The sequence below is a fragment of the Variovorax sp. MSC1_012 genome (genome assembly GCF_023667525.1).
Lineage (GTDB): Bacteria > Pseudomonadota > Gammaproteobacteria > Burkholderiales > Burkholderiaceae_C > Variovorax > Variovorax beijingensis_B.
On record NZ_CM174443.1, the window covers coordinates 2156127 to 2176099 of the forward strand.

The 19973-nt window shown below is 68.1% G+C and carries 17 protein-coding genes; 10 read left to right on the forward strand and 7 right to left on the reverse strand.

The genetic code is table 11. The annotated features are described in order from the left end of the window. Positions 1-254 precede the first annotated feature (254 nt). Positions 255-686, forward strand: coding sequence for a hypothetical protein (locus L1081_RS10240; RefSeq protein ID WP_489416310.1), 432 nt, complete (start codon positions 255-257; stop codon positions 684-686). Continuing rightward, positions 686-985 carry a hypothetical protein gene (locus tag L1081_RS10245; protein ID WP_489416311.1) on the forward strand — a complete coding sequence of 100 codons (300 nt, stop codon included), beginning with the start codon at positions 686-688 and terminating at the stop codon, positions 983-985. The genes L1081_RS10240 and L1081_RS10245 overlap by 1 nt, the downstream gene beginning before the upstream one ends. A 6-nt stretch (positions 986-991) precedes the next feature. Here the strand turns inward: L1081_RS10245 and L1081_RS10250 are convergent, their stop codons facing one another. Next, the gene (locus tag L1081_RS10250) at positions 992-1855 is read right to left on the reverse strand and encodes a c-type cytochrome (RefSeq protein ID WP_489416312.1); all 864 of its coding nucleotides are present in this window, start codon (positions 1853-1855) and stop codon (positions 992-994) included. 87 nt (positions 1856-1942) lie between these two features. On the opposite strand from L1081_RS10250, the gene L1081_RS10255 reads away from it, so the two are divergent. From L1081_RS10255 to L1081_RS10265, 3 genes are read left to right on the forward strand one after another with little or no spacing between them, the layout of a single operon-like run. After that, a complete protein-coding gene (locus tag L1081_RS10255; RefSeq protein WP_489416313.1) occupies positions 1943-2341 on the forward strand; it encodes a c-type cytochrome in 399 nt (132 codons plus the stop codon). After that, complete coding sequence (locus tag L1081_RS10260) at positions 2338-3282, forward strand: c-type cytochrome (RefSeq protein ID WP_489416314.1); 945 nt, start codon at positions 2338-2340, stop codon at positions 3280-3282. The genes L1081_RS10255 and L1081_RS10260 overlap by 4 nt, the downstream gene beginning before the upstream one ends. Continuing rightward, complete coding sequence (locus L1081_RS10265) at positions 3279-5810, forward strand: cbb3-type cytochrome c oxidase subunit I (protein WP_489416315.1); 2532 nt, start codon at positions 3279-3281, stop codon at positions 5808-5810. The genes L1081_RS10260 and L1081_RS10265 overlap by 4 nt, the downstream gene beginning before the upstream one ends. 9 nt (positions 5811-5819) lie before the next feature. Here the strand turns inward: L1081_RS10265 and L1081_RS10270 are convergent, their stop codons facing one another. After that, entirely contained in the window at positions 5820-6344 is a 525-nt protein-coding gene (locus L1081_RS10270; RefSeq protein ID WP_489416316.1) for a DUF2938 family protein, read from the reverse strand. Continuing rightward, positions 6337-7218: a methyltransferase domain-containing protein gene (locus L1081_RS10275; protein WP_489416317.1), complete on the reverse strand. Its 882-nt coding sequence runs from the start codon at positions 7216-7218 to the stop codon at positions 6337-6339. The genes L1081_RS10270 and L1081_RS10275 overlap by 8 nt, the downstream gene beginning before the upstream one ends. A 74-nt stretch (positions 7219-7292) precedes the next feature. Here L1081_RS10275 and L1081_RS10280 point away from each other — a divergent pair, with 74 nt between their 5' ends. The 4 genes from L1081_RS10280 to L1081_RS10295 all read left to right on the forward strand — a co-directional run bounded on the left by L1081_RS10280 (position 7293) and on the right by L1081_RS10295 (position 9143). Then, positions 7293-7733: a MerR family DNA-binding protein gene (locus L1081_RS10280; RefSeq protein ID WP_489416318.1), complete on the forward strand. Its 441-nt coding sequence runs from the start codon at positions 7293-7295 to the stop codon at positions 7731-7733. A 155-nt stretch (positions 7734-7888) separates the two neighbouring features. Further along, positions 7889-8227 carry a PRC-barrel domain-containing protein gene (locus L1081_RS10285; protein WP_125964896.1) on the forward strand — a complete coding sequence of 113 codons (339 nt, stop codon included), beginning with the start codon at positions 7889-7891 and terminating at the stop codon, positions 8225-8227. A gap of 121 nt (positions 8228-8348) precedes the next feature. Next, positions 8349-8831, forward strand: coding sequence for a hypothetical protein (locus L1081_RS10290; protein ID WP_489416319.1), 483 nt, complete (start codon positions 8349-8351; stop codon positions 8829-8831). Positions 8832-8999: 168 nt separating this feature from the next. After that, complete coding sequence (locus L1081_RS10295) at positions 9000-9143, forward strand: hypothetical protein (protein ID WP_155248066.1); 144 nt, start codon at positions 9000-9002, stop codon at positions 9141-9143. 193 nt (positions 9144-9336) lie between these two features. On the opposite strand, the gene L1081_RS10300 is transcribed toward L1081_RS10295, so the two are convergent. After that, positions 9337-9642 carry a helix-turn-helix domain-containing protein gene (locus L1081_RS10300; RefSeq protein ID WP_489416320.1) on the reverse strand — a complete coding sequence of 102 codons (306 nt, stop codon included), beginning with the start codon at positions 9640-9642 and terminating at the stop codon, positions 9337-9339. 312 nt (positions 9643-9954) lie between these two features. Between L1081_RS10300 and L1081_RS10305 the strand changes: the two genes are divergently transcribed. Further along, positions 9955-10476, forward strand: coding sequence for a cupin domain-containing protein (locus tag L1081_RS10305; RefSeq protein ID WP_489416764.1), 522 nt, complete (start codon positions 9955-9957; stop codon positions 10474-10476). Between the two features lie 437 nt (positions 10477-10913). Here L1081_RS10305 and L1081_RS10310 read toward each other — a convergent pair whose 3' ends face one another. The 3 genes from L1081_RS10310 to glgX are packed head-to-tail and all read right to left on the reverse strand — an operon-like array spanning position 10914 to position 19967. Beyond that, positions 10914-15977: a malto-oligosyltrehalose synthase gene (locus tag L1081_RS10310; protein WP_489416321.1), complete on the reverse strand. Its 5064-nt coding sequence runs from the start codon at positions 15975-15977 to the stop codon at positions 10914-10916. Further along, on the reverse strand, positions 15970-17805 hold the full coding sequence (gene treZ / locus L1081_RS10315) for a malto-oligosyltrehalose trehalohydrolase (RefSeq protein WP_489416322.1): 1836 nt from the start codon (positions 17803-17805) through the stop codon (positions 15970-15972). The genes L1081_RS10310 and treZ overlap by 8 nt, the downstream gene beginning before the upstream one ends. Next, positions 17802-19967, reverse strand: a complete 2166-nt coding sequence (gene glgX / locus L1081_RS10320) for a glycogen debranching protein GlgX (protein ID WP_489416323.1) — start codon at positions 19965-19967, stop codon at positions 17802-17804. Before glgX ends, treZ begins: the two co-directional genes overlap by 4 nt. Between the last annotated feature and the right edge of the window lie 6 nt (positions 19968-19973).

A 19973-nucleotide genomic window follows, 5' to 3' on the forward strand; every position in this document is an offset into this window, starting at 1 on the left:
CGATCTCCTGTCAGTCGCTCTCCAGGCAGTGTGGACGCCGCACCGGCCGCGCCGGTAGGACGTGCGCCCAAGCCGGCCGGAGGCACCGCCGACGCCCCCGCCGTCGCATGCCCGGGCCCCGTGGGAAGCGTCAGCATGTGCTTACGGCCGCTTCGCAAGGCGTCCTACCGCTGCGCCGCCGCCGACTTCTATATTGACCCCAGACGCCGGATCCTCCTCTGCAAGAAAAACCACCGGTGTCAAGGAGTTCAACCATGAAGAAACTGTTATTGATGTGCGCCGCAGCCTCCTGCATGGCAGTGGTCCAGGTGCATGCGCAAGTGAACACGCCTCCCGCGGCGGCCACCGATCCGGCCGTGGCCGAATACAAGGCCGCGCGCGACAAGATCTCGGCCGACTACAAGGCCGACAAGGCGGCTTGCGATGCCATGAAGGACAACGCCAAGGATGTCTGCATGGAAGAAGCCAAGGGCAAGGAAAAGATTGCCAAGGCCGAACTCGAGCAGAAGCAGAAGCCCAGCGACGGCAATGCCCGCAAGGTCGCAGAGGCCAAGGTGGAAGTTGCCTACAGCGTTGCCAAGGAAAAGTGCGACGACCAGAAGGGCGATGCCAAGAACGCTTGCGTGAAGGAAGCCAAGGCCGAAGAGGCCAAGGGCAAGGCCGATATCAAGGCGATGAAGAAGTAATGGCGGACACCCCCGGCACCAGGCCCCAGGAAACGGTGAAGTCCTTGCAGACGCTCGCTATTTCCGAAGCCCTGCGCGCCCAGCTGTCGGCCGACAACCTCCTGGCCATCAATTCGCATGGCCAGGAGGTTCTTCATGGCCTCGACTTCACCGAGTCGCAGCTTCTCGTGGACTGCAGCGAGCAGCCTCCCACGGACGCCTCCACGCAGGAGCAGTGCGCCAGGCTCGTCATCAAGCACGAGCGCGCCCGGTTGCGCATCGCCACGGTCGATGACGAAAGCAACGCGGCCAAATTCTAGAAATGTTCAGCGCAGCGCCGCCAAGTAGGCGGCGATGTCGCGCGCGTCCTGCTCGGACACGCCCATCTCCGGCATGGCCGTGAGCGGATCGACCTCGTGCGTATGGCGCAGCCAGCGCACCATGTTGTCGGGCGTGTTGGCGAGCTTTCCCGCGATCAACGAACGGCCCCCCATGCCCGTGAGCGGAGGCCCCACGTTCGGCGACGAGCCCGTGATGCCCGGAATCGTGTGGCAGGCGCTGCATGCGTACTGGTGCAGCGCGCGCGCGCCGCGCTTCGCATCGGCCACGCGCAGCGGTGCCGCGTCGGCGGCCGGCCCGCATGCCGGCCGCGTTGGCGCGCCCTGCGCACCGGTGGGCTCCACGCGCGTCGCTTCGGCATACTGCTGCGGCGTGAGGTCGGGCAGGCGCGCCATGAACGCCACCACCGACCACAGGTCTTCCTCGGACAACCTGAACTCCCAGGCCGGCATGCCGCTCATGCGGATGCCGTGCTTGGTCAGCCAGTAGAGTTCGCGCGGCTTCCAGTGGTGCCGCGCATCCACCAGCGGCCCGGGCAGCGGCTGCATGCTCTTTCCGATATCGCCCTGCGCGACACCCGGTGCGCCATGGCATTGCACGCACTTGTCGCGAAAGCAGGCCGCGCCGCGCATCACCAGCCGCTCATCGTCGAGCCGCGGCGGCTCGATGTTGCGGGCACGCATCTTCACCGATTGGTGCATGGCGGTTTCCAGCAGCGAATAGACCGGCTGGAAATGCTGCTGCGTGGCCGCCACGTCGTAGAGGCCGCCATACACCACCAGCGCGCCCGCCGCCACGCCCGCAAGGCCCAGCGCGGCGACAGTGAGTAGAACGGTCTTGGGTGCACCCATCGGCGGCATTCAATTGGCGGCATTGTCCGACGCGCACCGGCGCCGCCGTGTCGGCGCAAGCCGCATTCCAATCCGCAGAATCGCGGTATGGTGGCCGCCCCGTCATGCCGTGCTGTGTGCCCGTTCGCCCTGCTGGTGCTGGCGATGCTCTCGGGCGGATGCACACCCGGGGAGGACAGCCTCACCTTCGGCCAGGCGCCGTCCGCGCAGCGCGAACGCGGAAGGCTGCTGCTGGCCCAGTACCAATGCGGAAGCTGCCACACCATCCCCGATGTGCAGGCGGCGCGCGGCCGCACGGGCCCCACGCTCGCCGCCTTCGGCCGCCGCAGCTACATCGCCGGCCAGGTGCCGAACGGCCCCGACGCCTTGGTGCGCTGGATCGTCGCGCCGGCCGCCGTGGTGCCGGGCACCCTCATGCCGGCGATGGGCGTCTCGCCCGACGATGCACGCGACATGGCGGCCTACCTGCTCGCGCTCGAACAATGAACACCGCGAGCGAGGGCCTGCCCCAATCCGCCCTGCGGGCCGCCGGCCCCATTGCGCAAACGCTGCTCGAAGTGAGCGGCGTGCTGGCGGTGGGCGGCGCATTGATCTTCGCCGGCGTCATGCTGCTGCTCGTGCTCGCCGTTCGCCGCCGGGGCGGCGGCAAGGTGAGCACGCGCTGGTGGGTGCTCGGCGGCGGCCTTGCCTTTCCGACGGTGGTGCTCTCGGCGCTCTTCGCCTATAGCGAATTCCACCGGCCGCCATGGCGGCCCATTCCACCGCCCGGTGCGCTGATCGTCGGCGTCACGGGCCACATGTGGTGGTGGGAGGTGCGCTATCGCGACCCCGCCAGCGGCGCCGAGGTGGTCACGGCGAACGAGATCCGCATTCCGGTCGGCCGGCCGGTCTTTTTCGGCCTTGGCAGCGCCGACGTGATCCACAGCTTCTGGGTGCCCTCGCTCGGCGGCAAGATGGACATGCTGCCCGGCCGCGTGCAGCACCTGCAGCTGCAGGCCGACCGGCCCGGCGTCTGGCGCGGGCAGTGCGCCGAATACTGCGGCGAACAGCATGCGCGCATGGCGCTGCACGTGGTGGCCGAGGAGCCCGCGACCTTCGATGCATGGCTTGCGGCGCAGGCAAGGCCGGCGACCACACCATCGCCCGAGGTCGAGCGAGGCCGCGAGGCCTTCCTCGCGCACCGCTGCAACGCCTGCCACACCGTGCGCGACGTGAGCGAGGAAAGCCGCCTCGGCCCCGACCTCACCCACGTGGGCAGCCGGCTGCACCTGGGCGCCGGCACCGTGGCGAACGATCCCGCGCAGCTCGCCGCATGGGTGGCCCACACGCAGCAGCTGAAGCCGGGCGCGCGCATGCCCTCCTCCGGCGATCGCATCGGCGAGGCCGACCTGCAAACCATCGCGGCCTGGCTCGCGCAACTGAAATGACGCAGGCTCTCAAAGAAGATACTTCGAATCTGCCGCCGCGCCCCGCAGGCGAGCGCGAGGCGCTCGAGCGTGCGTGGCGCCCGCCCGCCGGCTGGCGGCAGCTCTCGGCGGTGAACAACACGCGCATCGGCGTGTTCTACATTGCCACCGCCATGCTCTTCTTCGTGCTGGCCGGCATCCTGGCGCTCATGATGCGCACGCAGCTCGCGGTGCCCGACAACCACCTGATCGATGCCGGCACCTACAACCAGCTCTTCACGATGCACGGCACCGTGATGATGTTCCTGTTCGCGGTGCCGATCGTCGAGGCCGTGGCCATCTACCTGCTGCCGGGCATGCTGGGCGCGCGCGACCTGCCCTTTCCGCTGCTCTCGGCCTATGCGTTCTGGGCCTATGCCATCGGCGGCATCGCCTTCTTCTGCACGCTGTTCTTCGGCGTATCGCCCGATGGCGGCTGGTTCATGTATCCGCCGCTCACCGGCAAGGAATTCTCGCCCGGGCGCGGTGCCGACTGGTGGCTGCTGGGCATCGGGTTCATCGAGATCTCGGCCATTGCGGGCGCCGTCGAGCTGATCGTGGGCGTGCTGTTCACGCGCGCGCCCGGCATGACACTGATGCGCATGCCGATCTTCGCCTGGGCCATGCTGGTGACCGCGCTGATGATCGTCATCGCGTTTCCCGCCGTGATCGCGGCCACCATGCTGCTGGAGCTGGAGCGCGCGTTCGACTGGCCTTTCTTCATTCCCGCGCGCGGCGGCGATCCGCTGCTGTGGCAGCACCTGTTCTGGTTCTTCGGGCACCCGGAGGTCTACATCATCTTCCTGCCCGCGGCCGGCATGGTGTCGATGATGGTGGCCACGCTCGCGGGCACGCCGCTGGTGGGCCACCGCGCGGTGGTGCTGGCGCTCATCGGCGTGGGCGCGGTGAGCTTCGCGCTGTGGGCGCACCACATGTTCACCGCGGGCCTGGGCAACCTCTCGCTGCTGGTGGTGTCGGCGGCGAGCTTCATCGTGGCCATACCGAGCGGCGTGCAGGTGTTCGCATGGATCGCCACCTTCTGGCGCGGGCGCGTCGCGCTCAATGCGCCCACGCTGTTCCTGCTGGGCTTTCATTTCATCTTCGTGCTGGGCGGCCTCACCGGCGTGATGGTGGCGGTGCTGCCCTTCGACTGGCAGGCGCACGACAGCTACTTCATCGTCGCGCACCTGCACTACGTGCTCATCGGCGGCATGGTGTTTCCGGTGTTCGCGGGCTTCTACTACTGGGCACCGGTCTTCAACGGCCACCGGCTTTCCGAGCGCTGGGGCCGCTGGGTGTTCGGGCTCATGTTCGGCGGCTTCAACCTGGCGTTCTTCCCGATGCACATCGCGGGCATGCTCGGCATGCCGCGGCGCGTGTACACCTATGCCGGCGACCTGGGCTGGAACGCGCTCAACATGCTGTCCACCCTCGGCGCCTACACGCTGGCGGCCGGCATGCTGCTCTTCATGGTGGACGCGGCGCGCACGCTGCGCCGGCCCCAGCAGGACCACGCCAATCCCTGGCGCGCGGGCACGCTCGAATGGCTGCCGCCGCGCGAATACGGCGTGCGCAGCATTCCGCAGGTGGATTCGCGCTATCCGCTGTGGCGGCAGCCCGCGCTGCCGCAGGAGGTGGAGGCCGGACGCCACTGGCTGCCTGGCACCGTCTTCGGCGGCCGCGAAACGCTGGTGACCAGCCTGCGCGACGCGCGGCCGATGCACCTGCTGCGCCTGCCGACCGACAGCTGGTGGCCGCTGGGAGCAGCAGCGGGCACGGCGGGCTTCTTCCTGCTTCTCACGGTGTCGCAGACGCTGCCCGCGTTTGCCTGCGGCGTGCTCGCGGTCGCATGCATCCTGCGCTGGCTGTGGGACTCCGACCGTCCGCCGCCGGTGGCCACGGTCGACGTCGGCCATGGCGTGCACCTGCCGGTCGGTGCGCATGGGCGGGCATCGCACACGTGGTGGGCCATGATCGTGCTGATTGCTGTCGACATGACGATCTTCGTGTCGCTGCTGTACACCCATGTGCACCTGTCGATGGCCAGCGACGTGTGTCCGCCGCCCGGCGCCGCGCTGCCGGCCATGCGCTGGCCGCTGGGCGCGGCGCTGCTGCTCGCGGCCGGCTCGGGCGCCATGGCGCTGGCCACGCGCAGCTTGCACACGTCCAATGCGCGCGGCCAGCGCTGGCTGCGCATACTTGCAGCGCTGGCCATGGCCTGCGCCGCCGGCGCGGCCGCGCTCGACATCGGCGGCCACCAGTTCGCCGGGCTCGACCCGCGCGCGCAAGGTTGGAGCGCCTCCGTCGGCATGCTGCTGGGCTACCAGGCCTTCCACATCGCCGTGCTGATGCTGATGGGCGGCTATGTGCTCGTGCGTTCGTGGTCGGGCCGGCTGCAGCCCGCGGCCCGCGCGACCATCGACAACACCGCGCTGATGTGGCATTGCGTGACGGCGCAGGGAATCATCGGGGCGCTTGCGGTGCAAGCCGTGCCACGGCTGCTGGGCTGAGCCATCGCTTCAACAGAAGCCGCGCCATTGCAACCGTTCCAGCAGCAGGCTCGCGCCCCACCCGGCCGCATAGAGCCCGAGCCCGAAGATCCCGTGCGTGACCAGGCTGTGAAAGCGCGCGGCGCCAGGGCGCGGCGTGCGGCTGGCCGCGATGCCGGCACCCATGCCCGGCTGCATCAGGAAGAACGGCGCCACCACGCTGCCGATGCCGACGGCGAGCGCCGGGCCGATCGCCGGCCGGCAAACCCAGCCAAGGCCCCAGAACGCGAGCAGCACGGCCGCGAAGGCGATGCCCGTCAGGTAGTGGGCCGCCCAGCCGATCAGCCGCTCGCGTGCCACGGGCGGCGATGCGCTGATAGGGTCGTGCCAGAAGCGCCCACGCGCCAGGTGAACGAACCAGCGGCCCACCAGCGCGTAGTCGAGCGAGGGTACGCCGAGCAGCCGTTTTCGAATGACGGCCCAGAGGTCCATCGCCACCGTGGCGCCAGTCCCGACCACGACGGCGCACACCAGATAGCCAAGGGCTTCAGGCATGGTCGGCCTCCTTGTCCATGGCCGATGCGGAAGGCGCCCGCGCGCCGATCATCCAGCAGGCGGCGGTGAAGCGAACTTCGCTGCCGTGCACATAGGGCTCGAATGCCGCGCGCATGGCCTCGGTGACCCGCGTGTGCGTTCGCTCGTCCGCATCCTGGAGAACCAGGCCCACCGGCCCGAGTCGCGTGAGATAGCCATGCAGCGCGTTCTCGGGCAATGTGCATTCGACATCGATCGGCCGGATGTCGACGCCGGCCCAGCCGCTCTCCGCCAGGGTGGACGCCACCCGATCGCGGTCCGCGAAGGAGAACTGTCCCGGCGCACCCGGCTTGCGCGCCGGCAGGTTCGCAAGCAGCGGCGCGGCGGCGCGCTCGGCCGTCGTCATGAACGGGTTTTCTGCGGCGCTGCGCCATGCGATGGCCCGGAGCGCGGAGCCATCCTTCGCAGCATGCCGCAGGTTGGCAAAGGCCTGCACCGGGCTGTCGAAGAACATCACGCCAAAGCGCGAAACGATCAGGTCGAAGCTTGCCGGCTCGAAGGCGTGCCTCTGCACGTCGCCGCAGATGAAGCTTGCCGCCGCGCCTGCCCGTTCGGCGCGCACCCGGGCGGCGGCAATCATCGGCTCGGAAATGTCGGCGCCGACGCATTGCCCCGCCGCGCCAAGCACCTGTGCAATGGCCAGCGTGGTGGCGCCCGTGCCGCAGCCGACGTCGAGCACCCGGCGCGCGGAGGCGGCGCGCGCCTCGTCCACGAGCAGGTTTTCGAACGGCGCGAACAACCGGTCGAGCGACTCCTGTTCGTCGACCCAGGCGCGGCCGCCGCGGCCGTTCCAGAGGGCGGCTTGTTCGTTGTGTTGCTGCTCTGTGATGTCCATGATGGTTTGTCCTTGGCTTGCCTGAAGAGGCGAAAGCTAGACTGTGCAACTTCAAGTCGACTTGAGGTCAAGAGGTGGCAACACAACATCTGGACATCGCCCAAGTGGCACAGCAATCCGGCGTCCCCGCATCGACGCTGCGGTTCTACGAGGAAAAGGGGCTGATCGCCTCGACCGGCCGGCGCGGCCTGCGCCGCCTGTTCGACGCCGGCGTGCTCGAGCGCCTGGCGCTCATCGCCGTGGGACGCGCCGCGGGCTTCTCGCTCGACGAGATCGCGCGCATGTTCGCGCCCGAGGGCGGGCCGCGCATCGACCGGCAGATGCTCGCGGCCAAGGCCGAAGAGCTCGACCGCACCATCCGCAAACTGAGCGCCATGCGCGACGGCCTGCGGCACGCGGTCGCCTGCCCCGCGCCCAGTCACATGGAGTGCCCGACCTTCAGGCGCATCGTGCGGGCTGCAGCGTCCGGGGCCATCGGCGCACGCGAAAAGAAGGCGCCGAAGCTGCCGAACTAGGCGCTGCCTCGTGCTGCACCCGGGTGCCAGACAGCCTCCTACAACACGACGGTCTCTTGGCCGATGCGGCGGGAGTTTTCTAGATCGAAAGTTGCAATCCTGGGCATTGCAATCTATGCCGTCATTCCCCAGAAATGCCGGCCGGAGACTTTTCCATGGTGAGCGCCAATCCAGTTATTTCGTCAGAGCGTGTCGAGGGGACATCCGTCTACAACACGTCGGGAGACAAGCTCGGCAGCATCGATGAACTCATGATCGACAAGATCTCGGGCCAGGTCCGCTATGCGGTGTTGGAGTTCGGCGGCTTCCTGGGCATGGGCACGGACCGCTATCCGCTTCCCTGGTCCATGCTGAAGTACGACACCTCGCAGGACGGCTACGTGGTGCCGTTGACCAAGGCGCAGATCGAAGGTGCGCCGAAGTATGCGAGCGACCGCGTGCCCGAGTACGACGATGCGTACAGCGGGACGGTGGACAAGTATTACGGGCTTTGAAAGCACACGGCCGCAGCCGCCCGGATATGGCGGCTGGGGCCATCGCCACCGGACGCCGCTGTAGGACTTGCAGGTCAGAACAATGGTGTGGCCGCCGGTGGTCTCTGGGAGGCTCTTTGTCGTGGCAGCAGCAGTGAGGGCATTTGTCTCCCCGGAAAAGGTGCGTACCGCTCATGCGCGCGTGCGGCGCAACTTCTACAGTGACTTCACGGCGAAACGCTTTGTTCCAAGACAGGAAAACAAGCGGCGCCGGTTGTCCACCTCACTGGAGAACGCACATGGAACGCAGCCAGCTACCCGGAAATTGCTTCTTGGTGCTTGTGTACTTGCTCGCACTGCTCGCTTTGTGGCTCAGCAACTGAACGTGAAGCCGCCGACCCGCGCTGAAAGAACGAACTACCGCTGCGAAGGAGGCTATGCACCCGCCGCCTTTTCACGGACTTGCCATCGCACTTGCCATTTTGAAGTTCAAGCGAGCCTTGCGCCCCAACTGATCTCGACGCCCGCGGACTGGAAAGTAAGCCGCAGCTGCCTCCAGGAAGCGCTTCTGGTCGAACAGCGCGTTTCCCACGACGTCATCAGCATTCCATCCCTTCAAACTTAGCTGTTCATGTGGTGGCGGCGGGGATGGCTTGACGACCTCACAACCTCCGACTCCTGGAGTCTCGTCACAGATTCCGTTGATGATGTCCCATATCAACAATCCACCGACACCTCGTGCACCACGCGCGCCTTTCAACCCCGCTCCGCGCTGCTTCTTCGATTTTGTACCGTGCTCCTCCCCCTCCGGGTGACCGACGTTGCGCTCAGGCTCTGGCTCGCAAAGGCCCAGGTCCAGGCGGTGGGCTGGCCCAGCGGGTTCCAGGCGATGCCGGTGACCAGCGGGGTGCCGTTTGCGGCGCGGCAATCAGGATGAGAAGACCGCGTCAATCAAGATGAGAAGGATGGCGTGGGCGGGAGGTCGGCGGGCGTAGCCCGACGAGTTCGCGCCCACGCCGGCGACAGGTTCCCTGCGGGGCACCCTGTCGAATAGATGCCTGCACTGCCTGTCGATGGTCGGAGGATTACTCGGCTCGACGACGTACTTTGTCTGAGTGCGACTGGGGCTGCTAGCCGGCTCGGCGGACACGCTTGACCACCCGCGCGGGCAGCGTTTCCACAAGTTGCGAGACCGAGACCTCCAGGCCGCCGGCCAGCCTCCAAATGTTGAAGAGCGACAAGTTGCGCTCGCCGCGTTCAACAGAACCAACGTAGTTGGGGTGCAAGCCGGCCAACTCCGCAAGTTGCTCGATCGTGATGAGGCGGTCGTGCCGTAAGGCGCGCAGATGCTCGCCAAATGCTTGTTGCAGACGCTCCAGCTCTTTGCCGGACGCGGAGTCCAGTGGCTGGGGCTTGTTTGCAACTACTCGGGGCATGCGCCCAAGTTTTCAATCTCCAACACTAAGAGTACACAAACTATCAGTTTGGTTATGAGGCGGATTCTGGCAAACTACCGAAAACAAAACGCAAAGTGTGTTTTGTTTCTATCAAATTTCCTTCTTCGTCAGCTCAACTATCTGGAGCGGAGTGAGATTCAAATGACGCGCCGACAAGTCGCTTCGCCTCTGCCAATGGTCCGGCCCCTGCGGTTGCCGGTCTCGGTTACGCGAGCCCGACCGCGGCAACCCGCACCTGTCGTGCGCAGCCTGTCCGCGGCCCGCATCGGCGCGCAGGTGAGGGCGCTGCGCATGGCGGCCGAGGTGTCTGGCGGCGAACTGGCCAAGACCTCGGGGATCTCTGCCTCGATGCTTTCTCGCATCGAGCGCGGTTTGGTCTCGCCGTCGGTGGAGACCTTGGAGCGCCTCGCGCAGGGCCTGCATGTACCAACCTCGCGCTTCTTCAGTGATCAGGCGCGGCGCACTGACTTTTGCCATGTGCGTGCAGGACATGGTGTCTTGGTCGATCGCATCGGCGCGGTGGCGGACTACCGCTACGAGCTGTTGGGCCATCTGCTGTCGGGCAATCTGTTCGTGGAGCCCTACCTGGTCACATTGCTGCCCGGTGCCGATCCCTATGTGGCCTTTCAGCATCCGGGCCTCAAGTTCCTGTACTTTCTGTCCGGGGAGGTCACCTACCGCTATGGCGCGAAGTCGGTTGCGGTGGGGACAGGTGACTCGCTGCTGTTCGATGCGTCCGCACTGCATGGGATCGAGGTCATTCAGACCCAGCCGGTCTCTTATCTGTCAGTGGTGTTCACGCTGCGAGAATAGGCTGTTCTTGGCGGCATTGCCGCGCAGCGGGGCGACGCGGATGCCCATTCGAGGGTCCCCCCCGAATCGCTGCGTGCCGAATTCACCTCTCTGTCCGGCTCTATTTCTCGGGGTTCGGCATGCCCAACACCGAGAAAATCTCGAACGTTAGCAACACCGGAGGTCTTCTGCTTGATGGAGCCGTGAGGAAATTTATGCGGCGGCCGGGTGGGCTCGTTCTGCATGCGGGATGGATGTCTTGAACGGCCGATCACCCCAGGTGAGACGCACCGCGACGCGGCTCGCTCCGTGCAGGTTGTTTCAGGTTAGTCGAAAGACTTCAGTCAGACAACGACAGTTCAAAGTCGCGCGTCCTCCAAGGCCAAAACGAATGCCAACTACGCCTATCCGGTCGGCCGCACTTCACGACTCTGCAAACGATTCGACGAATCAAGCTCTCAGTTTTTGAACGCCGCCCAGGGCATGCGGCAGAACGCTTCTTCGAGCGATACGGTGCGATTCTCGGCAAACAGCGATTCCCCGGTAAGCACGTTCACCAATCCCGCGCCTTCGACGCCATCTGGCAGCACCACCCTCGTCCCCCGCCAAGCATCCGCATCGGGAAGCTCCGGCACACCATCGGCACCAGCGCGCGCAATCCCCGCAAACAACCGCCCCGCTATCACCACCAGCATTCCCCCCTCGTGCCTACGCACAAAGGCCACCACATGCCGCGCCAGCGGCCCTTCGACCGCGAGCCCTTCATAGCTGCCTTCGCGGAACAGTTCCGCATGCTCGCGCCGCATCGACAGCAGCCGCCAGATGAACCAGAGCTTTGCGCGGCCATCGTGCGGCGACTCCGACAGCGACTGCGCACGCGCAGCAAGATCGTGCTCACCAGCCATCGCCCGGAGTTCATCGAGCCGCCGGCTGCGCTGTTCATAGTCCACCGGCCGCCGGTTGTCGGGGTCGACGAGGCTCAGATCGATCAGCTCGCTTCCTTGATAAAGATCGGGCACCCCCGGCGAGCCGTACTTCAGCAGCGTGAGCGTGAGCCCGTTCCACGCACCGAACCACGACAGGCGATCGGCGAGGCGCTGGATGTCCGAAAGGCAGCCGTCCTTCGACGGGTCCGAGAGGATCCGCTGCACCAGGGCTTCGAGCGCCGCCTCGTACTGGTTGTCGGGCAGGGTCCAGCGCGTGTGGAGCTTGGCTTCGCGCGCGGCCTTCTGCATGTACTGCCACACGCGCGTGGCATAGGCCGGCACCTCGGCGGCATCGAGCCCGCCGAAGGGCAAGGTGCCGAGCAGGGTCTGGTAGAGCAGGTACTCGTCGGCGCGCGAAGGCGCCGCCTCCGCCGGCTCGCCGCCGCGGCAGAGCGCGTGCCAGCGCGCGAGCGCATCGCGCCACTCGCCAGGCATTTCGGAGAGCACATCGATGCGGTTACGCACCTCTTCCGACCGCTTGTTGTCGTGCGTGGAGGTCGCGAGCATGGTGTGCGGCCAGTGCCGTGCGCGGTCGGCGCTGAGCGCGTGGAACTCGGGCACGTCGATGCCGAACCGGTCGGGCTCGCCGCCCACTTCGTTGAGCGAACTGAGCGGAAAGTAGCGGTAGAACGAGGTGTCCTCCACGCCCTTGGCCGCGACCGGCGCGCTGAACTGCTGGAAGCGCATCGCGAACCGGCGCACGCGCTCGGCCAGCGCCGGCGGCGCATGCGCGGCCCCGACCTCGCCGCGCAGCGAGCGGCGCACGAAGGCGAAGACGGAACGGTCGGCATCGACACTCTGGCGCTCGGCGGCCTCGGTGGCGGCGTCGATGAAATGCGCGTCCTGCGCGGAAGGCGCATCGACGATGTAGGTGCGGTAGACCGGCATGCAGGCCGCCACTTCCGCGAGCGCGCGGCGCAGCGCGTTGAGCGTGTAGTCGCGCGTGCCGCGGTCGGCCCGCGCGATCCTGAGCAGTTCGGAGGAGAGCACGTTGAGCTCCGACGACAGCGCGCTGCGCATGACCTCGCGCTTGCCAGACCTTGCCACCGAGTCGAAGTCCTGCGTTTCGCCCGTGAAGCCATGCCAGGCTTGCCGCAAGGCGTCGGCCGCGGCGGTGTCCACGAGCACGCCGTTGGCCACGTTGGCAAAGCGGTAGCCGGTGGTGCCGTGCACATGCCACTTGACCGGCACCTCTTCTTCCGAGGCCGCGATCTTCTCGGCCACCACGTACAGCGGGCGCGGCGGCCGGCCGTCGGGGCCGGCGGCCGGCAGCACGATGCCCGCGCGGCGCGCATAGCCTTCCTGCAGCTGCCGGAAGTAGCGTGCGGGGTCGTACAGGCCATCGGGATGGTCAATGCGCAAACCATCCACCGTGCCGGCGGCGGCAAGGTCGAGCGCGAAGGACTGGGTGGCCTCGAACACCTCGTCGCGTTCCATGCGCACGGCCGCCAGGTCGTTGATGTCGAAGAAGCGCCGGTAGTTGATTTCGTCCGCCGCCACGCGCCAGTAGGCGAGCCGGAAGGCCTGCATGTCGATGAGCCGGTGCAGCTGGTCGCGCGCCTCTTCCGAAGCCAGGTTGAACTCCGCCACCGCCGCCAGCACGGCGCGCGCGAGCGACGGATGCGCCTCGGCCAGATGCGCGAGGCGGGCCTTGAACAGCTCCTTGTCGCGCACGCGCTCGGTGCACTCCGAAGGCGTCTGCGCGCGGCGGCCCGGCAGGTGGCCGAAGGCGGTCGAGAGGCTGGCGAGCTGCGCCGCGAGCGCGGGGTCCTTCAGGTGCGGCAATGCGCATGCAAGAACCACGGGATAGCTCTCGGGCGCGAGCGGAAACCGGTGGTCGAAATAGCGCAGCGCGAAGCTGCCCTGCGCAGCTTCGAAGTGCAGCACCAGCTCCCCGCTCGCGAGCACCTCGCCATAGTGCCCGCCGAGCACCGGCAGCAGCACCTTGCCGGCCAGCTCCTTGTTGAGCGGCTGCCAGTCGATGTCGAAGTGATGCGCAAAAAGCGAGGCCGGTCCGTTCTCCAGCACGTCCATCCACCACGCGTTGTCGGCACCGAGCACGCCCATGTGGTTGGGCACCATGTCGAGCAGTTGCCCCAGGCCGTGCGCCTGCAGCGCCGCGACGAAGCGCGCGAAGCCTTCGGCGCCGCCGAGCTCGGGATTGACCTCGGCATGGGCGACCACGTCGTAGCCGTGCGTGCTGCCCGCGCGGGCACGCTGGATGGGCGAGCAATACACATGGCTCACGCCGAGCTGCGCAAGGTAGGGCAGCACGCGGATGGCGTCGTCGAAGCCGAAGCCCTGGTGGAACTGCAGCCGGTAGGTGGCCCGCGGCACGCGCGCCTGCAGCAGCGTTGAGGATGGCGCCGCTTCCGCGCCCAGGCTGCGGCGCGGGCGCGCCGCGCGCAGGTGTTCGGTGAGCCCCTGCATCGCAACGCCCGCCGCCAGCTCCTGCACGGTCGGCGCCAGCTTGCGCCGCCAGTTGGGATGCGTGTCGGTGGTGCCGGGCATGTTGGCCTGCTCCACTTCGCCCGCCACGTCCTCGAGCTGGAACACCATCAGCGCCGACGGGGCCGCGGCAAGGAACGCGTGGACCGCCTGCACGATGCGCGGCGAAGGCGCTGCGAGCGACAGAGCCTGTGCCGCCTCGTCCGGCGACAGCAGCCCCGCCTCGCGCACGGCCAGCATCAGCCGGACGCGTTCCTGCGCACGGTCCAGCAGCTGCGCGTCGAACAGCCGCGGATCGGGAAAGAGCCCGAGCGCCAGCCGCAGCCGCAGGTCGTGCCCAGACCACCAGCCCGCGAGCGTGGCGAGATCGTGCGTGCTGATGGCCACCAGCGCGGCCGCGGGGTAGGCCGCAGGCGGCGTGAAACCGCCGCCCTGCTGCTTCTCGAAATAGAGCAGCCGGTAGGAGAGCACATCGGCACGCGCGAGCGCTTCGCGCATGGCGTCTTCCACCGTGCCCAGGTCCTCGCCCACGACCATGCAGCGATGCCGATGGCTCTCGACCGCCACAATGGCCAGCATCTCTTCGACCGGGTAGCGCACGTACGCGCCGTCGTGCGGCGAGCGGCCCGGCGGAATCCAGAACAGGCGCATCAGCCCCATCACATGGTCGATGCGCAGCGCGCCCGCGTGTCGCATGTTGGCGCGCAGCATCTGCACGAAGGGCTGGTAGTGGTGCGTGCGCAGGTGGTCGGGCCGCAGCGGCGGCAGGCCCCAGTTCTGCCCGGCCGGATTGAACTCGTCGGGCGGTGCGCCAATGCTCGCGCCGGCCGCGAAGCAATGCCGCGCCGCCCAGGCATCGGAGCCGCCGCGGTCCACCGAAACGGCCAAGTCCAGATAGAGGCCGATGCCCATGCCCAGCGCCGTGCAGCGTTCACCCGCGCGCGCGAGCTGGCACTCGGCCACCCATTGCAGGTACTGGTGGTATTGCAGCCGCTCGGCATGCTGGGCCGCGAAGGCCTGAACCTCGGGCGAATCCGCCTCCCGGTAGGCCTCGGGCCAGGCAAGCCAGCCCCAGCACTGCGGATCAGCGGCGGCGAAGTGGGCCTGCAGCGTCTCGAACAAGGCGTGCTGGCGCAGCGGTTCGCCATGCGCCGAGACAAAAGCCAGGAAGGCCTCGCCTCTTGCGTCGGGTGCGCCGGCCGGCGAAAGATGCCGCGCGCGGAAGTGCTCGAACAGCAGCTCCAGCACCTCGAACTTGGCAGCGGCCACGCCGGCATGGTCGACCAGCGGCGCCGCCCGCAGTGCCGCGAGCCGGCCCTGGAATTCGGGCGATTCCACGCGCCGGCGCGCGGCCTCGCAGGCGGCGAAATCGTCGACCGCCTCGACGTCGATGTACAGCACGTTGATCCATTGCCGCGACGACGGGCTGTAGGGGCTGGCGCGCGGCGGATCGGTCGGGAACAGCGCATGCAGCGGGTTCAGGCCGATCAGGTCGGCGCCCTGCCCGGCCATGCGGTCGACCAGCGTTTCCAGGTCGCCGAAATCGCCGATGCCCCAGTTGCGCGCCGACCGCAGCGAATACAGCTGCAGCGCCGGCCCCCAGACACGGCCGCCGTCCTGCACGGCGGGTGGCCGGTAGCAGCGGCCGGGCGAAGCGACGAGCATCGTTTCGCCGGCCAGTCCGTCAACCTGCAGCCAGTGGTAGCCGGGCGCGAGCGTCTCTGCCAGCTGCAGCGTGCAGCTGCCATGCGGCCAGGGCTGCGCATCGGCTTCGCCCTGGCGTACAAGCCCCTGCTCGTCGCGCAGCCGCCAGCGCAGGCTGCCTGAGCGCTGCGGCAGCTGCAGCGACCAGTGCGGCGCGTGCGCCTGCACCACCTGTATCGGCGGCATGGCGGGCGCGGAGGAAGCGTCGGGCTCTTCGCCAGTTGCGGCCCCCGCCTGCACGCCGAACTCGGCCAGGAGCGCGGCCAGGTTCTCGGGCGACGCGTGGCGCAGCGTTCCGAAGGCGTCGTGGTAGGCCGCGGAGATGCCGTAGCGTCGGCACAGGCGCTCCAGCGCATCGTTGCTCCAATGACCCGGATCAGCCACCGGCCATGTCCTCCAGCGTGGCATGCACGGCGCCGCGCTCGAGTTGCAGGCCGGCCGCATCGGCCACGGCGCCCCTGCTGTAGAGCACCGTGCCCGCAGGCGCGGCGGTGTCCACGGCAGGCTGCACGCCAAGGTTCGCGAGCAGATGAAGGCGCTTGCCCGACAGCGCCCACTGAACGCGGATCAGCCCCTCTTCGCAGCCATGGCTTCCCGCGCCGCGCACACCGGCCAGCTGCGGCACCAGCAGCCGATGGCGCGCGTCGAGCAATTGCTGCACCTCGCACAGGCGCGCGAAATGCGGCCGCGTGCCACGCTCGCGCCAGCGCAGCTTCGAGGCCTGGAAGGTTTCGGCCGCGTTGGGATCGGGAATGCGCGCACGCGCCGCTTCGTCGGCAAAGGCCGCGAAGCGGCCGAACTCCGCGCGGCGCCCTTCGGACACGGCCGAGGCCAGCTCGGGGCCAAAATCGCAGAAGTACAGGAACGGCGACGAGGCCGCGAATTCGTCGCCCATGAAGAACATGGGCACGTGCGGCGACAGCAGCACGCAGGCCAGCGCGGCACGCACCAGCACCGGATCGCCGAGCGCATGGATGCGCTCGCCGAACGCACGGTTGCCGACCTGGTCGTGCGTCTGCAGGTAGGACACGAAGGCGGTCGATGGCAGCTGCGTGCTGGATTCGCCGCGCGGCTCTCCGCCGCGGAAGGCCGAGGGCTGCCCCTGGTAGATGAAGCCTTCGGCCAGCGCGCGCGCAAAGCGGGCCGCGGCGTCGTCGGCATAGTCTGCGTAGTAGCCGTCGCGCTCGCCGGTGGCCAGCACGTGCGCCGCGTGGTGGAGATCGTCGTTCCACTGCGCAGTGCCCGCGACCGGCAAACCGCTGCCGTCGCGCACCAGCAGCGAGGCCTGGTTGGCGTCGTTCTCCAGCACCAGGTGCACCTGCCGCTCGCGTGCCGGCCCGGCGTTCAGCGCCTCGCGGATCTCCTGCACGATGTGCCTGGGCGATGCATCGCGAATGGCATGGATCGCATCCATGCGCAGGCCGTCGAAGTGGAACTCCTCCACCCAGTACAGCGCGTTGTGGATGAAGAAGTCGCGCACGGTGCGCGAGTTCGGTCCGTCGAAGTTGATGGCCGCGCCCCATGGCGTGTGCTCGGCCGCATCGAAAAACTCGGGGCAGCATGCATGCAGGTAGTTGCCCTCCGGCCCGAAGTGGTTGTAGACCACGTCGAGCAGCACCATCAGCCCCAGTGCATGCGCGGTGTCGACCAGTGCCTTGAGGTCGTCCGGCGATCCATAGCTGGCGTCAGGCGCGAACTGCAGCACCCCGTCGTAGCCCCAGTTGCGCGCACCGGGAAAATCCGCGAGCGGCATGAGCTCGACCGCGGTGATGCCGAGTTCCGCCAGCTCGCCGAGCCGCTCGCGCGCGGCCCGGAACGTGCCTTCCGCGGTAAAGGTGCCGACGTGCAGTTCGTAGACCACGGCCTCGTGCCAGGGGCGGCCGCGCCAAACCACGTCGGTCCATTCGTAGCGGGCCGGATCGACGATCTGGCTCGGGCCGTGGACGTCCTGCGGATTGAAGCGCGAGGCCGGGTCGGGCATGGTGATGCCGTCGGCCAGCCGGTAGGCATAGCTGTCGCCAGCGCGCGCATCGGCGAGCGTGAGGCGGTGCCAGCCCTCCGCATCGCGCGCCATAGCGTGCAAGGCCTCCTTCCCACCGGCCGGCGTGTGCACCAGCGTGACGCCGTGCATAGCCGGCGCCCACAGCGCAAAGTCCACGCCGCCGCCGTGCACCGTGGCGCCGAACGGCATGCGGTGGAAGCTCTGCTTCATGGCCGCACATCCGGCCGGCTCAGCACCACCAGCGAGCGGCACTGCAGCGGATAGGCGGGCTGCGACCAGGCAGGCGCGAGCGCGGCCACGTCCTCGGTGGCGGGCGGCGGGGTGCCGCTGGCGGTGTCGAGCAGCAGGCGCCACGCGCCGTAGGGTGCGGGCGGCAGGGTGAATGAAATCTCGTCGTGGTGCGCGTTGAACAGCACCAGAAAATCATCGTCGTGCAGCGCCTCGCCGCGCGGCCCGCGGTCGGCGACGCCGCCGCCGGACATGTACATCGCAAGGCAGCGCGCGTTGGCGTCGCTCCAGTCCTCGGGGCGCATCTCGGCGCCGTCGGGCCGGAGCCAGACCACGTCGGTCACGCTCTCGGCCTCCGAGGGCTTGCCGGCAAAGAAGCTGCTGCGCCGGAACGAGGGGTGGGCGCGCCGCAGGGCAATGGTGCGCTCCACGAAGGTGACCAGCGCCTGCCGCTCGGGCGTGGGCGTCCAGTCGATCCAGCTGATGTCGTTGTCCTGGCAGTAGGCGTTGTTGTTGCCGTTCTGCGTGTGGCCGCGCTCGTCGCCGGCCAGGAGCATGGGCACGCCCTGCGACAGCAGCAGCGTGGCCAGCAGGTTGCGCTTCTGGCGCTCGCGCAGCGCGGCGATCTCGGGGTCCTCCGTCGGCCCTTCGGCGCCGCAGTTCCAGGAGATGTTGTGGTTGCTGCCGTCGCGGTTGTCCTCGCCGTTGGCCTCGTTGTGCTTGTCGTTGTAGGAGACCAGGTCGTCGAGCGTGAAGCCGTCGTGCGCGGTGATGAAGTTGATGCTCGCGTTGGGCCGCTTGCCCGACCAGCCGTAGAGGTCTTCCGAGCCGGTGAGCCGCTTGCCGACCTCGCCGATCACGCCCGAGTCGCCTTTCCAGAAGCCGCGCATGCCGTCGCGGTAGCGGTCGTTCCACTCGGCCCAGCCGAGCGGGAAGTTGCCCACCTGGTAGCCGCCGTGGCCCAGGTCCCAGGGCTCGGCGATGAGCTTGACGCGGTTGAGCGTCGGGTCCTGGCGGATGGCGTCGAAGAAGCCGCCCAGGTTCTCGACCTTGCCGGCCTCGCGCGCCAGCGCCGAGGCCAGGTCGAAGCGGAAGCCGTCGACATGCATTTCCTCGGCCCAGTAGCGCAGTGAATCCATCACCAGCTGCAGCGCGTGCGGATGCTCCAGGTTGACGGTGTTGCCGCAGCCGGTGAAGTCGTCGTAGTAGCGCCGGTGCTCGGCATTGACGATGTAGTAGGAGGCGTTGTCCACGCCGCGCATCGAGAGCGTCGGCCCGAGCTGGTTGCCTTCGCAGGTGTGGTTGTAGACCACGTCCAGGATCACCTCGATGCCCGCCGAGTGCAGCGTCTTCACCATGGTCTTGAATTCCTTCACCTTGCCCGAGGCGCTGTAGCGCGTCTCGGGGGCGAAGTAGGCCAGCGAGTTGTAGCCCCAGTAGTTCTGCAGGCCCTTCTCCGCCAGGTGCCGGTCGTTGAGAAAGCTGTGCACGGGCAGCAGTTCGATGGTCGTCACGCCCAGGCGCTTGAGGTAGTCGACCACGGGCGCGCAGCACAGGCCGCCGTAGGTGCCGCGCAGCTCGGGCGGCACGTCGGGGTGGCGCATGGTGAAGCCGCGCACGTGCAGTTCGTAGATCACCATGTCCTGCCACGGCACCGAGGGCCGGCGGTCGTCGCCCCAGGTGAAGGCCGGCTCCAGCACGCGGCCCTTGGGCACGAGCGGCGCGCTGTCACGGCGGTCGAACGAGAGGTCTTCGCGCTTGCTGCCCACCGTGTAGCCGTAGAGCGCGTCGCCCCAGCGCAGCTCGCCCACCAGGTCTTTAGCGTAGGGGTCGACCAAGAGCTTGTGCGGGTTGAAGCGATGGCCCTCTTCGGGCTTGTAGGGGCCGTGCACGCGGTAGCCGTAGGCCTGCCCCGGCCGGGCCTCGGGCAGGTAGCAGTGCCACACGCCGTCGGTGCGCTCCCGGATCGGGATGCGCTGGATTTCATGGCGGCCCTTGTCGTCGAAGAGGCACAGGTCCACGCCGTGCGCGTGCTGGGAAAAAAGCGCGAAGTTCACGCCCTCCCCGTCCCAGTTGGCGCCCCGCGGATAGGGGCGGCCCGGCCAGACGGCCGTGATCGAATTGCGTTGGCTGCTGCGTGTCATCAAATT